The organism is Pseudomonas sp. P5_A12 (assembly GCF_056400685.1).
In genome coordinates this window covers 1-13264 of the sequence record NZ_JBFUKU010000155.1, presented here as the reverse complement: position 1 = coordinate 13264, position 13264 = coordinate 1, and the positions used below count along the sequence as shown (strand labels likewise).

Annotated in this window: 12 protein-coding genes; 3 read left to right on the top strand and 9 right to left on the bottom strand. The window is 57.5% G+C overall.

Features of this window, described 5'->3' with window-relative positions; all coding sequences use genetic code 11:
• On the bottom strand, window positions 1–747 hold a 747-nt coding region (locus AC1DSG_RS19455), incomplete at its 3' end, for an AMP-binding protein (RefSeq protein ID WP_477792346.1).
• The gene (locus AC1DSG_RS19450) at window positions 737–1414 is read right to left on the bottom strand and encodes a thermostable hemolysin (protein WP_477792345.1); all 678 of its coding nucleotides are present in this window, start codon (window positions 1412–1414) and stop codon (window positions 737–739) included. The genes AC1DSG_RS19455 and AC1DSG_RS19450, both read right to left, overlap by 11 nt.
• 270 nt (window positions 1415–1684) lie before the next feature.
• On the opposite strand from AC1DSG_RS19450, the gene AC1DSG_RS19445 reads away from it, so the two are divergent.
• A complete protein-coding gene (locus AC1DSG_RS19445) occupies window positions 1685–2170 on the top strand; it encodes an adenosine-specific kinase (RefSeq protein ID WP_477792344.1) in 486 nt (161 codons plus the stop codon).
• Between the two features lie 31 nt (window positions 2171–2201).
• Here the strand turns inward: AC1DSG_RS19445 and AC1DSG_RS19440 are convergent, their stop codons facing one another.
• From AC1DSG_RS19440 to AC1DSG_RS19420, 5 genes are all read right to left on the bottom strand, one after another.
• Window positions 2202–3104 carry a universal stress protein gene (locus AC1DSG_RS19440; RefSeq protein WP_477792343.1) on the bottom strand — a complete coding sequence of 301 codons (903 nt, stop codon included), beginning with the start codon at window positions 3102–3104 and terminating at the stop codon, window positions 2202–2204.
• Between the two features lie 656 nt (window positions 3105–3760).
• Window positions 3761–5095, bottom strand: a complete 1335-nt coding sequence (locus AC1DSG_RS19435) for an OprD family porin (RefSeq protein WP_477792342.1) — start codon at window positions 5093–5095, stop codon at window positions 3761–3763.
• Between the two features lie 152 nt (window positions 5096–5247).
• Window positions 5248–6567: an MFS transporter gene (locus AC1DSG_RS19430; protein WP_477792341.1), complete on the bottom strand. Its 1320-nt coding sequence runs from the start codon at window positions 6565–6567 to the stop codon at window positions 5248–5250.
• A gap of 47 nt (window positions 6568–6614) precedes the next feature.
• The gene (locus tag AC1DSG_RS19425; protein ID WP_477792340.1) at window positions 6615–7562 is read right to left on the bottom strand and encodes a LysR family transcriptional regulator; all 948 of its coding nucleotides are present in this window, start codon (window positions 7560–7562) and stop codon (window positions 6615–6617) included.
• Window positions 7563–7588: 26 nt separating this feature from the next.
• A complete protein-coding gene (locus AC1DSG_RS19420) occupies window positions 7589–9013 on the bottom strand; it encodes an FAD-binding oxidoreductase (RefSeq protein WP_477792339.1) in 1425 nt (474 codons plus the stop codon).
• Between the two features lie 348 nt (window positions 9014–9361).
• On the opposite strand from AC1DSG_RS19420, the gene AC1DSG_RS19415 reads away from it, so the two are divergent.
• Complete coding sequence (locus AC1DSG_RS19415; protein WP_477792338.1) at window positions 9362–10381, top strand: amidohydrolase family protein; 1020 nt, start codon at window positions 9362–9364, stop codon at window positions 10379–10381.
• A gap of 252 nt (window positions 10382–10633) precedes the next feature.
• On the opposite strand, the gene AC1DSG_RS19410 is transcribed toward AC1DSG_RS19415, so the two are convergent.
• Complete coding sequence (locus tag AC1DSG_RS19410; RefSeq protein ID WP_477792337.1) at window positions 10634–11782, bottom strand: aminotransferase class V-fold PLP-dependent enzyme; 1149 nt, start codon at window positions 11780–11782, stop codon at window positions 10634–10636.
• A gap of 378 nt (window positions 11783–12160) precedes the next feature.
• Here AC1DSG_RS19410 and AC1DSG_RS19405 point away from each other — a divergent pair, with 378 nt between their 5' ends.
• Entirely contained in the window at window positions 12161–12859 is a 699-nt protein-coding gene (locus tag AC1DSG_RS19405) for a potassium channel family protein (protein ID WP_477792336.1), read from the top strand.
• Between the two features lie 116 nt (window positions 12860–12975).
• On the opposite strand, the gene AC1DSG_RS19400 is transcribed toward AC1DSG_RS19405, so the two are convergent.
• A partial coding sequence (locus AC1DSG_RS19400) for a lipid-binding SYLF domain-containing protein (protein ID WP_477792335.1) occupies window positions 12976–13264 on the bottom strand: 289 nt, incomplete at its 5' end.

Below are 13264 nucleotides of genomic sequence, written 5' to 3'. Positions count from 1 at the left end.
CATCAGTAACAGCTGCGGCACCAGGATCAAGCTCTCGGGCGCGCGTCTGGCCAGGCAACCAAGCAGCCGTGGCGCATCAACACCGCTGGCACCCTGAATGCCCAGGGTTTTCTGGCGGGGCACGCTCACGGTTGCACCGGCATACAAGGCGGCATAGCAACCGAGGTTTTCCAGCAGGATCGCCAAGGGCAACAGCGTCAGGTGATGCTGCGGGTTAGCGGGTTTGCTGGCCTGATCCAGTTCGCGTGCGACGGTTAAAATGCTCTCTGCACTCAGACACACGCCTTTGGGTGTACCCGTGGTGCCGGAGGTGAAGGTCAGTTTGGCGGTCCCTTCGGGCATGCGATTCGGGTCAACGAAGGTGCGGCACCAGAACTCACCGGTTTTCTCGTACCCGGCCAATTGCAGTTCGGCCTCCAGTTCCGGTTCGGCGATCACCCGTTCGGCGTGGCTCTGTTCCAGACAATGGAGGCGTTGAGCCGGGCTGAAAAACGGCGGCAACGTCAGGCAGGTCAGGCCTTCGAACAGCGCGGCCAGATCCCAAATCATGGCTTCCACGCCATTGTCCAGCGCCAGAGCAAGCACCTTGATGTGTTCATTGCGCAGACGCTGCTGGCAAGTCAGCACTTCGGCATACAGCGTGGCGTAGTCCACTTTCAGCTGATCACCCCACAACGCAGTGGCTCTGGGCGTACGTTCAGCATGGTCGCGCAAGGTCTGTTTGAACCGTTCGGTTTCAGGCGACATGGCTGGACACCTCGTTGGACGTCGGCAACCCCAGGCGATCGAACATTCCACTGTTTTGCAGATGGATGAAGCCGGCGCGGATGTTGCCAACGTGCACCCAGGGTTTGCTTTCGTAATAGCTGCCCCAGTGGTGGCGTTCATCACCCAGCCGCTCGGGATCGGCAGCGCACAGCGTCACGGGGTTCAAGCCCAGGCGATGAAAGCTGTTGACCAGGCCAACGTTGCCGGTAAACGCCACCCATTCCAGACCGCCCGTGGCCAGCAGGTAAGTGATAGCGATGATGCTCATTCGCGCGCTGCCGGTGTCGCTGGCGGCCAGATTGCCGACTTCGACGATGCTTGAGCGGTCCACGGGTTGACCGGCAGTGGCGCTGATCAGAGGGTCGATTGCGTCGTCCAGATAGCGCTCCAGAAACAATTGCCCGAGATTCGCCATGCGAATGCCGGCCACTGCACAGAGCTCGCCCGCCGCGTTGCTCATGCCGAACAGCTCTGGCATGAAGTGGCGGATGTCGGCGCCGTGGGCCTTGCGGAAACGTTGCTGGATAAAGTCTTCGAATGGGCGGCGCCGGGGCTCGTCTGGCAGGGCTCTGTCCAGACTCATCTGTTCGGTTTCGGTTTGGCCGAAACGCAGGGGAAGCGCAATATTCCAGTCAAAGTCAGGCATTGGAAGACGCCTCCACGAGTCAGTTCGGGAGGAGTATCCAAGGCATTACTTAAGAGAGTCTGAAGGTGGAAAAAATGGGGGAGGGGCGTTGTCTTCAGAGTGAACGGGTCAAGTAATTCTGGACACCCGTTACGGTTTTCACGCCGCCAGTTACGCCATGGCGACCGGTAGTCGTTGTCATAGCCAAAAGCAGTCGATGGCCGGATCCAGTAGCTATGCTTGATCTGTTGCCAGTCTCTGGTAGCAACATCGTGAAAGGAGGCGTTTGAGATGCAACTCATCACGTTGAAAATCGATAAGCCCGATGTAACGAACTTCATTTTGGGTCAGACGCACTTCATCAAGTCCGTCGAGGACATTCACGAAGCGTTGGTCAACGCTGTGCCAGGTATCCAGTTTGGCGTGGCCTTTTGTGAAGCCTCTGGCAAATGCCTGGTGCGATGGTCTGGCACCGACACTTCAATGATTGAACTTGCACAGAAAAACGCGAAAGCCATCGCCGCAGGTCATAGCTTCATCATTTTCCTGGGCGACGGTTTCTATCCGTTGAACGTGTTAAATACCGTCAAAATGGTGCCAGAGGTCTGCCGCATTTTTTGTGCAACAGCTAACCCAACTGAAGTGGTTCTCGCTGAGACGGAACAAGGGCGAGCAATCCTGGGCGTAGTGGATGGCTTCTGTGCCAATGACATTGAAGGCGACGAAGACATCCTGTGGCGCAAGAACTTCTTGCGCCAGATTGGCTACAAACTGTGAATTGCAGAGTGTCGTTTAATAGCCAATCCATTCACTGATCCGCAGCTCCCGTAACGGCGAAAATGTTGCAGGGCACTTGATACAGAACATGCTCTGTCGTACTGCCCACCCATTTGCCCAGTCCCTTGCGATGCGCATTTCCCATGACGATCACATCGGCTCGGTGATGCGCTGCAAAGTCGGCCAGCGCTTTGCCGGGCGGCCCCTCAACGAAGTGTTGTCGCTCAGTGGGCACGCCGTAGTGGGCGGCCAATGCGATAAATGACTTTTTCAGTGACTTGCGCACATCGCTGCTGAAGCCCGGCATCGTCACTGCACCAGCGCCTGCGTCGGATATATGGGTCTGCGAAAGATCGTAGGCATGCAGCAGATGCAGCTCCGCGCTGCATTGCATCGACAACCCGTTCGCGGCCTGGATGATGCGGTCGTTGATGCCGGTGATTTGAGTCTCGGGATGTGACGGATCGACTGCCGCCACGACTACCCGCGGAAGTGGACACCTGACTTCGCTGACCAAATGCACAGGCACCGGGCATTCGCGCAATAGATGCCAATCCAGAGGCGTAATGAAAACGCGTTTGAGCGCTGACTCGTGTTGCACGTCCTTGATCACCAGATCTGGCTGCATTTCTGTCACATGCCGAAGTATTTCTTGCAATGCGGTTCGCGTCACAAGCACTTCGGTACTCACCATGACCCCGCGCCCACGGATCAGATCGGCCTCATCCTTCAACCATGTTTCATTCTCTTGCTGACAGACCTCACGAAAATGCGCACCGGCACTCTTCAAACCCAAGAGGTTGGAGTCTTCGATAAACACCGTGATGTGCAGCGCTGCGCCAGTGGCTTCGGCAATGGCGGCAGCTCGCTCCAATGCCGGGGTGTGGCGCATGGTTGGACCGGCTATCAGTAAGAGTCGTTGATATTGGCTCATGTAACACCTCCAAACGTTCCGGGATATCTAGCTCCCCCCAGCACCTTTGCCTGTCACACCACCGACGATTGACTATCGCCTCAACTATCTGGATCAACACGATCAATATACGCCTGGATTCCAACATCGGCGCGCATATGGTTGTTGGGGCCGCGTCAGCGGCAACAGTTAAGATCTGCCGTGACGCTTTTTGACTAACTCACCTTTCCGATTATCCGCATCAGGTAGAGMTCGCCCGTGTGCTCGCCCTGGCCGCGCTCGAGGCGTCATCGCAGACTATTCTTGATCTGGGTAACCGACCGGTCGCACCGGAAAAGGTCACTCATTTATGCGCTGTTTCCTTTTCTAAATCCGCCGCGGTTCGATCGGATGCATTAAAAAAGGGACGGATTTATTTTCAGAAGGGGGACGGAAAAATATATCCGTCCCCTTTTTTCCGCCTGCAACCCTGCGTGCTCGGCAAGCTGGCGCAAGCTCACGGCCTGATCCCCCTCATTGACGAACATGCGCAGGGCAACACTGCGGATAGCCTCCAACCTGGTCGCAGATGCGTTACTGACATGRGTGTTTGCAGTCTTGGTCATCATGATTACCGGTGCCCGGCCCCGAACAGGGCGGCCGGGGCTGTCGTATGGAAGCCCTTGACGGGTTCGAATTCAAAACAAGGGAAGCGTGTAGGACATCACTAACCGCGTCTGATCCTGGGCGCCGTCACTCGGTACATCACTACGAAGCATCGCGTTTTTCACGCCGAATCCCAGCCCCTTGAAACTGCCGCTTTGAATGACGTAATCAACAATGATGTCGCGCTCCCACTCTTGAGCATCCTGTGCACCGGACTGGATGATATGGGTGCCACGGTAGTAACCAACGGACGCCGTCAGGCCGGGCAATCCAGAAGCAACGAAGTTGTAGGAATACATGCCGAACACGGTATCTTCGCCCGCCCGCAGGAAGCTTGAGACGAATCTGTCCGTAGGCAGATAAGTACTGGAACCGGCAGCGCCTTCGCCCGTGCTGGCCTGGTTCAATTGGGTGAAGTTGCTGCCCGAAGACACACTCTGATAGCCACCTGTGAGCGAATGGCCACCCGCGTTGTAGGTAAATATCGCCGCCCAGGTGTCATTGTCTATTCGGCCCGGGGTATCGCCAAAGCCGCTGAGTGTGTAACCGTCGGCGCGTCCCTGGACACTATCGTTTTTACCCTCAGCCCGGGTTCGGAAGTAGCGCAAATCGGTTTTGAATGTTTGCCCTTCGGCAATGGGGAAAGTGTGTATCAAGCCGAGAAAGTCTTGATCGTAATAATTTTCGAGTTTGGCATGGTAATACTGTAGAAGAAGCGGTTTGCTCAATTGATAGTCTGCTCCGGCGAAGGAGAAATTGTTGCTTTCACGCCGCCCTCCAGCAACGGCCAACCCCGAGCGGTTAGTCGACGCTCGCCCGGTGGCTTCGTTGATGCGCCCGCCAACCAGAGTCAAGTTGTCCAGGGGTTTGGAGGTCAACATTGCGCCTTCGAACAATTGCGGGAGCAGTCGGCCGTCGTTCGCTACCAGGATCGGCAGTTTGGGTAGCAGCGTTCCGACCTTGAGTTCGGTGTTTGATAATTTGGCCTTGGCGGTGACACCCAGCCGGCTGAACTCATGGACAGCATTCCCATCGCTGTCATCGGGAAACATGGAACTGCCCCGATGATTGCCTGCCCCTCCGTCCAGGCGCACGCCCAGGGTACCGAGTGCATCAAGCCCGAAGCCTAATGTGCCCTCGGTGTAGCCTGATTTGAGATCCAGCATGAAGCCATTGCCCCACTCGCGTATTTTGCTTTGGCCTTGAGGACCTGGCTGATTTCTATAGTCGTTATTAAAGTAGAAATTACGCACGTTCAGGTTTCCCTGGCTGTCCGCCAGAAAGTCAGCGAAAGCAGTGCCCGGGCCGGCCAACAAGCAGCCAATGGCGGCCAGCGTTAAAGGATTTACAGGGGAGATTTTTGTCATTCTTATGAGCTCCTGTTGTTTTTTTAATTGTTGTTTTGTAGGCGCGCAGGTTTTTTCGAGACGAGTTCAGCCTGGCCCTGACAGTTTCATCAGGGCGTACTGGGGCCTCAGCGCATGTGCTTTAAAATTGGCTCGGAAGTGCTGTCAGCTTTTTAAACTGTCTGGGCGACAGGTGTCGGGCGCAGGTGGTAAACGAGCAAGCCGAGTACACCACCGACGACCAGTATCGAAGCCATGATGTACATCGCCGCATGGGTATTGCCGGTCACTTGAGTCAACCAACCCACGACAATCGTGCTGAAGAAACCGGCAATATTGCCCAGTGAGTTGATCAGCGCGACGCCCGTCGCGGCGGCTGCACCGCCAACCACTGCGCTGGGCATGCCCCAGAAAACCGGCAGGCTGCTGACCATCGCGGCCGTGCCTATGGTCAGGCCAATCATGCCGAGCAACAGGTTGTCGCCGAAATAGGTGCCGAAGGCTATGCCCAGTGCGCCGATGCAGGCGCAAATTGCCAAATGCCAGCGGTACTCCCCACGCCGGTCGGAACTGCGCCCTACCAGCACCATAGTGATTGCAGCTGCCGCATAGGGGATGGCACTGAGCACACCGATAACCGCCGGTTGCTGCACGCCGCTGTTACGGATGATGGTCGGAAGCCAGAAGCTGATCACGTATTGGCCCAGCACCAGGCAGAAATACACGGCGCCGAGCAGCCAGATCTGCGGATTGACCAAACCGTCGCGCAGGCGATGGCTCTGTTTCTGCGAAGCCTCACGATCGATGGCCGCCTGCATTCCCTGGCGCTCTTCAGACGTCAGCCAATGAGCATCAGCGATTCTGTCGCGCAGCAGGAAAAATACCGCTGCCCCCAGCGCTACTGCGGGCAGCCCTTCAATGACAAACAGCCACTGCCAGCCAGCGTAACCTGCTACGCCGTTGAGGTTTTGCAGGATAAAACCCGAGATAAGAGCGCCGAGCATGCTCGAGACGGGCAGGGCCGTAATGAACATGGCCGTCATCACCCCGCGTCGATGGCTGGGGAACCAGGTGGTGAGATAGAAGATGATGCCGGGAAAGAATCCCGCTTCGGCAATACCAATCAGCAAACGTAGCGAGTAGAAGGCCAGGGGCGTCTCGATGAACATCATCGCCGCCGACAAAAGACCCCAGGTCACCATGATGCGAGCGATCCAGCGGCGAGCGCCAAAGCGGTGGAGGGCGATGTTGCTGGGAATTTCGAACATCAGGTAACCGACGAAGAAAATGCCCGCGCCCAAGCCATAAACGGCATCACTGAATTTCAGGTCGTCGAGCATCTGCAACTTGGCGAAACCGACGTTGACCCGGTCCAGATAAGCGACCAGATAGCAGGCGATCAACAGCGGGATAATCCGCCAGGCCGTCTTGCGGTAGGCTGATTTCAATCCGTGGTCGGGCATCACGCCCGCAGGGAGTGGAGGTTGGTTCATGTCTAGCCTCTTTATTGTTGTTGTCGAAGCGAAGATGAAACTCTTGTTCAGGTAGCAGGCAGTAAGCGTGTCGAAGGCCATTCGCCTGATCGGCACATGTCGTGTACTACCTGAGTTATCAGCTGCGCGATCAAGGTCCGCAGGTTGCTGGCGGGTCGCGTTCCGCAGGTGCAGATTCCTAGCGTCCGGAAAACGCCAGGTGCAGCGAAGGGGTGGGCAACCAAACGCCCTTCAGCCACTTCCCGTATCGCCAGGTTGAGCGGCATGATGGTCGGTCCAATGCCAGCCTCGACGGCACTTTTGAGGATGTAGACCGAGTTGACTTCCATGGCCACTGCGGCGGGCGCTCGCTGTTGCTGTTCCAGGGCCAGATCGACGACCGCCCGGGTGCTGTGGCTGTGGGCCCTGCTGGGAAAGACCAGCGGCCGCGTCACGGCCTGGGCCAGGGTCACCTCGCCGGGTGGCGGCGCCTCAGGGTCATTGGCGCGATGGATCAGATAGAGGTCCTCTTCAATCAGTGGCGTAAAGCTCACTTCCGCAGGCAATCCCGTTGGTGTGAACAGCGCGATGTCGACACTGCCACGGATCAACTGATCGACCAGATTGCCGGTCAACTCTTCATTCAATTGCAGCTCCACCTGAGGGTAGATCCGGCCCACTGCCTGCAGCAGCGGCAGGGCAATGATCGGCGAAACGCTCTGCGGCAGCGCCACTACGATGGACCCCGTCAATACTCCATGCCCCGGCAGGACCGCCGCCTTCGCATCGCGCAATTGCTTGAGAATGCCCAGGGCATATTCGTAGAACACCTGGCCTGCCTCATTGATAGCGATGCCGCTATTGCTGCGATGGAACAGCGTCACACCCAATTCGTCCTCCAGCGCGCACATCTGCTTGCTCAACGCCGATTGCGCGATGAGCACCTTGCGGGCTGCCCCTGAAAGGCTGCCCGCATCAGCAACGGCCAGGAAGTATTTGAGCTGGCGGATTTCCATAAGCGTACCTCTCGCAAATATCGGGATTACGCCGCCGGTGTACCGCGGGCAAAAATCTTCCCGGGGTTCATCAATTGCTGTGGGTCCAGCGCTGCCTTGATGGCCGCCATGGTGTCTACCGCGTTCTGGCCAAATTCCGACAGCAAGAATGATTGCTTGGTCAGGCCGACGCCGTGTTCTCCGGTACATGAACCATTCATGGCGATGGCGCGTTCGGCCAGACGGTGAGCGACGATGGTTGCCCGTTCCATTTGTGACGGGTCGTGCGGGTCGATCAGAATCACCGCATGAAAGTTTCCATCGCCAACGTGGCCGAATATGGGGGCCAGCAAGTCGTGTTCCTGCAGGTCGATGGCCGTCGCCTCGATGCATTCGGCCAGTCGCGAGATAGGGACAACCGCATCGGTCGTGACCGAGCGGCAGCCTGGACGCAGCGCCAGTGCGGCGAAGTAGGCATCATGGCGTGCCTGCCACAGTCGGCTGCGGTCTTCAGGGTGCAGTGCCCATTCAAAGTCCTGTCCACCCTGTTCGTCGGCAAGCATGCGTAGCGTTTCCACCTGTTCCTTGACGCTGGACTCGGAGCCATGCAGCTCGAAGAATAGGGAAGGGGCTTCTTGCAGCGTGGTCTTGCTGTAGGCATTGAGCGCCCGAACCGTCAGTGCGTCGATCAGTTCAATGCGCGCCATCGGTATGCCCAACTGGATGGCCTGGATAACCGTGCGCACCGCGTGATCGACACTGGGAAAATTGCACACTGCCGCCGAAATGGCCTCCGGGATCGGGTGCAGTTTCACTGTCAGTTCGGCAACGGTGGCCAAGGTGCCGCCGGAACCCACCAACAGGTGAGTCAGGTCATAGCCTGCCGACGACTTGCGTGCCCGGCCGCCGGTCTGCAGCACACGGCCATCGGCAAGTACGGCCGTCATGGCCAGGACGTTTTCGCGCATCGTTCCGTAGCGCACCGCGTTGGTGCCCGAAGCTCGGGTGGCCGCCATGCCGCCCAATGAAGCATCGGCACCTGGATCGATCGGGAAGAACAAGCCGGTCCCGTGCAAGGCGGCATTCAACTGTTTGCGGGTGACCCCTGGTTGTACCGTGACATCCATGTCGTCGATGCGCACTTCGATGATCTGGTTCATGCCCGACACATCTATGCAGATGCCGCCGTGTACCGCATGCAACCAACCCTCCAGAGAGCTGCCGCTGCCGTAGGGGATGATCGGCACTCGATGGGCGTGGCAGGCCTTCTGCACGCTGACGATCTCTGCAAGGCTGTTCACAAAGGCCACCGCTTGCGGTGGCATGGGATCAAGGGCGGAAATGTCACTGCCGTGGTGCTCGCGAACGCTCGCAGAAGAACTGAACCTGGCACCGAGCAGGGCAGTCAGCTCTTCGAGCAGCGCTGATGGCAGCGATTTGAAATCGAACGTATTGATCGCAGGGCCTTGCATGCAGGGATCTCCTGTTGTTTTTTTTCATGCCGAGCGACGTTGGAGTACGAGGCATTCCGGCATGGGGGAGTGGAGTTGGCTATATCTTAGTCGCATGGACAGGCTTGTGGTTATGCAGAATAGAGATGGCCCTATCCCTGGTGCAGATGGTGGCTCCAACGGTTCTTTGGGGTAGATCGCTGCCGGGGCGGCGCCTGTTTCCGGCATAAGGAAAACCGATACCTGCTTAACGACTTCACAGACGACGCTGGGCAAGCATTTGCTTTAAGTTCGACGCTACCGACTTGACGGTAGTAGCGGCGATTGRCTCGCTATAGCCGCCATACAAATAAATCAAAGGATTTGAACATGGCCATGCGTTTCGATGACACGAGGTTCTCCCGTCGCTCACTGCTCAAAAAAAGCTCCGTCGTGCTGACAGCCAGCGCTGCGCTCAGCATGCCGATCCTCAGTCAGGCCGCCTCAAGCAGTGGTCAGCAGCGCGCAGACAAACAAGGCAGCGATCAATCACCAGGGGCGGCTATGGATTCCCAACAACTCAGTCTGTTGTCCCAGCCCAAGATCGATTGCCACCATCATGTGATCGATCCGGTCCAATTCCCTTATCCCACTGACGCTACCTACCAGCCGGCAGGGCCTGAGGTCGGTCCTGCGGCGTATTACGAGCAGGTCATGCAGGCGTATGGCATTCGCCATTCAGTGATCGTGCAGCCGACCTCCGCTTATGGCTACGACAACAGTTGCCTATTGGACACGCTGGCGCGCAACAAGGGGCGCCATAAAGGTGTGGTCGTCGTGCCGAACGACATGTCCAGCGAGACGCTCGCGCAGTACAAAGCTCAGGGGGTAATCGGTGTGGCACTCAATGCTGCGCTGCTGGGGCCCGAGCGTTTTCTGAAGGTCGATACCCTGATGGGGCGCTTGGCCGAGCTGGGCCTGTTTGCCCAGATCCAGGTAAAGGACGATCAGTTGCTCGCGCTGTTGCCCTTGCTTGAGCGCACCCGCCCGCGTGTGCTGATCGACCACTCCGGCAGGCCCGATGCCAGTGCCGGATTGCAGCAGCCGGCCTTTCAGGCACTGCTGTCGCTTGCCGGCAACGGACGTACCTTCGTCAAACTCTCCGGGCTGTCGCAATACTCCAGGCAGAGTTACCCCTATGCCGATGCCCAACCCTACCAACTGGCATTGCTACAGGCATTCACGGCCGAAAACTGTATGTGGGGCACCGACTGGCCGTTTTTGCGCGCGCGTCAAAACATGGAGTTGGGCACCGTTCTGGCAAACTTCGGCGAGATGTTCCCGAGTGCCAGCGACCGCCAGCAGATTCTTTGGGAGACCCCAAAACGCCTGTTTGGCTTTACTGCCTGACCCAATACGTCACGATTGACTAAGGTTGGTACAGCTCGGCGTCTCGCGATTAACAATGCTCACTTTGGGTTCGTTTGCAGCTTTGTGACGGGCAGCAAACGGCCTGAGGCGGTCGGTCGTGACCGTCTGCTGTGGGCCGATTTCTGCCTGTCGCCATCGTCAGCTTCACGCCCTGAGGAAGTCAGTCAACCAAATTCGAGGTTCTTGAGGAGCGGTGAACCACGCTTTCTCAAGGCATTCAAATAGGCGGTTTCATCGTAGAGCGTCCTGGTCTGTCAGCACCTCGTCCAGTGCCTGCTCGAGGGTGCTGACCGTGCGCTCGATATTGTGCAGCTTTTCGAGTCCGAACAGACCGATGCGGAAGGTCTGGAAGTCGGCCGGCTCGTCGCATTGCAACGGCACTCCGGCGGCGATCTGTAGGCCGTGGTTGGCAAATTTCTTACCGCTCTTGATGTCAGCATCATCGGTGTAGCTCACCACTACGCCAGGGGCCTGAAAGCCGGCTGCGGCCACGCTTTTGATGCCTTTGCCGGTCAACATTGCGCGCACCCGATCGCCCAGAGCCTGTTGTTCGCCTCGGACCTTGTCGAAACCGTAGGCTTGCGTCTCTTTCATCACTTCGTTAAATCGCGCGAGGGAATCGCTGGGCATGGTCGCATGGTAGGCATGTCCGCCCTGTTCGTAGGCTTGCATGATCTGAAGCCACTTTTTCAGGTCGCAGGCGAAGCTGCTGCTATGCGTCTGTTCGATGCGCCCGAGGGCCAAGGAACTGAACATCACCAGGGCGCAGCAAGGGGAGGCGCTCCAGCCTTTCTGCGGTGCGCTGATCAGCAGGTCGACTGCGCATTTCTGCATATCGACCCAAAGCGTGCCCGAGGCGATGCAGTCCAGCACGAACAGGCCACCCACCGCATGCACGGCGTCGCCGACGGCCCGCAGGTACTCGTCGGGCAGGATAATCCCTGATGAGGTTTCAACGTGGGGGGCGAAGACAATCTGCGGCTTCTGCGCCTGAATGGCTGCCAGCACTTCGTCCAGAGGGGGCGGGGCGTAGGCAGCCTGGCGACCCGTGTCGGCCGGTCGGGCTTTCAGCACCGTGGTGGCCGCGGGGATGTTGCCCATCTCAAGGATCTGGCTCCAGCGATAACTGAACCAGCCGTTGCGTATCACCAGGCATTGCTGGTCGGTGGCAAACTGTCGCGCCACCGCTTCCATGCCGAATGTGCCGCTGCCCGGAACCACCGCAACAGCCTGGGCGTTGTAGACCTGCTTCAGGGTCGTGGAAATGTTCTTCATCACGCCTTGAAATGACTGCGACATATGGTTGAGCGAGCGGTCGGTGTAGACCACTGAGTACTCGACCAGCCCCTCGGGATCGATACTGGGATATAGCTTTGACATGGGTGACTCCTTTGGCAGAGATGTCAGTGGTATCGACCCTGCCTTAAGCCTTGGCAAATGACAAGATTGCTCGGGATGGAATTGCGACTTCTGTCGAGCGGCTGGCATCATCAGGTCGATTACTGGACGTAGCAATGCTCGCAGGTGGATGCTGAGTTGTGGGAGGGTGGGCCTTAAAGGTTCCTGCCTTCTTACGTTCGGTCGATAACGAGCAGTTACGAAGGGCAGCAGCCGACCCATTATAGATAGTCTGTCGGGTTCAATCCTCTTACCGGTATTCGCGACTAGAGTTTCACTCCCAACTATTCTGAAGCAAGATCAGAATTCACCCGTGCAACGTCAGGTATCGAGCGTTACTTCGGCATTAGGGAAACCGGTATGACAAATCCGCAAGATAAAGCCGAATCCGACGCGGATTTAGCTCAGATGGTGATAGGGCTGGGGCCCTGCACTTATCTGTTGCTGCTCTTGCTAGGGTTGATCCTTCTGTTTCCCTTTCTTGAGGAGGGTCTGATTGCTCGCATGTTGCTCGGCATTCTGTTTTCGGCCGTGCTGCTCGTGGGCGCTTTCGCCACCAGGCAGACCCAGTCGGGATTCATCCTCAAACTGTGCCTGGCGTTGTTTGGGATTGGCCTTCAATGGACGGCCTTGTGGACTGAGAGTATCGCGACTCTTGAACTTGCCGGGATAGCCTATGCGGCGTCTCTTGCGGTTTCGTTCAGCGGAGTGCTTCGCTACCTTCTCAAGCGCGGGTCAATTACAGCCGACAAGTTGCATGGCGCGCTTGCGGGCTACATCATGCTGGCGTTTGTTTGGTCCTTCATCTATGCCCTGGTCGAGATTTCCGCCGCTGGCTCATTCGGACCTGGCAACTTCGATTTCAGCCAACCCGGCACTTTCTTCAAGCTGATCTATTTCAGCTTCACGACGCTTACGACCACCGGTTACGGTGATGTTATCCCGTTGACCAACCACGCCCGCTCACTGGTGATGGTGGAAGAATTTTCAGGCGTCTTTTACGTGGGGGTCGTGATAGCGCGTCTTGCCGGTATTTATCCGTCGCGCCAGGCCAGGTGACGCCCGATTTGCCTGAGCCATCTACGGGCATTGTATCGGGCACCGGTTGTCCCGAGTCAGGGCGCCGATCGCTAGCCGTCGCCTGTGTATTCACCTGAAGCGACCTGCAGACGGCCTCAACGATTGAGCTTGGTGATTTTTGAACCCTGCAATCCGAGCCCGGCCATTAAGCCCTTTTGATCAAAGATGAACGCATAGACATCGGACTGAGCCGTTGAAGTAGTCAACGACTTGGCCATGCCTGAATCTACGACCACGATGCTTGGACCCACACCGACCTCAAATCCATTGACAGTTTTCAGATCGTTCATCGCTGAATTGGTCATGAAGAACATCACGTACCCAAACCTCTGCACGCCCGCCTGAAGGCCGTATGAGGCTGCTGTGGTCGCGTAGTATCCCGTG

Excerpts from the sequence above, each read along its gene's own strand:
- AC1DSG_RS19450 (WP_477792345.1), bottom strand. The coding sequence starts at position 1,414 with ATGCCTGACTTTGACTGGAATATTGCGCTTCCCCTGCGTTTCGGCCAA.
- AC1DSG_RS19445 (WP_477792344.1), top strand. The coding sequence starts at position 1,685 with ATGCAACTCATCACGTTGAAAATCGATAAGCCCGATGTAACGAACTTC.
- AC1DSG_RS19440 (WP_477792343.1), bottom strand. The coding sequence starts at position 3,104 with ATGAGCCAATATCAACGACTCTTACTGATAGCCGGTCCAACCATGCGC.
- AC1DSG_RS19435 (WP_477792342.1), bottom strand. The coding sequence starts at position 5,095 with ATGACAAAAATCTCCCCTGTAAATCCTTTAACGCTGGCCGCCATTGGC.
- AC1DSG_RS19430 (WP_477792341.1), bottom strand. The coding sequence starts at position 6,567 with ATGAACCAACCTCCACTCCCTGCGGGCGTGATGCCCGACCACGGATTG.
- AC1DSG_RS19425 (WP_477792340.1), bottom strand. The coding sequence starts at position 7,562 with ATGGAAATCCGCCAGCTCAAATACTTCCTGGCCGTTGCTGATGCGGGC.
- AC1DSG_RS19420 (WP_477792339.1), bottom strand. The coding sequence starts at position 9,013 with ATGCAAGGCCCTGCGATCAATACGTTCGATTTCAAATCGCTGCCATCA.
- AC1DSG_RS19415 (WP_477792338.1), top strand. The coding sequence starts at position 9,362 with ATGGCCATGCGTTTCGATGACACGAGGTTCTCCCGTCGCTCACTGCTC.
- AC1DSG_RS19410 (WP_477792337.1), bottom strand. The coding sequence starts at position 11,782 with ATGTCAAAGCTATATCCCAGTATCGATCCCGAGGGGCTGGTCGAGTAC.
- AC1DSG_RS19405 (WP_477792336.1), top strand. The coding sequence starts at position 12,161 with ATGACAAATCCGCAAGATAAAGCCGAATCCGACGCGGATTTAGCTCAG.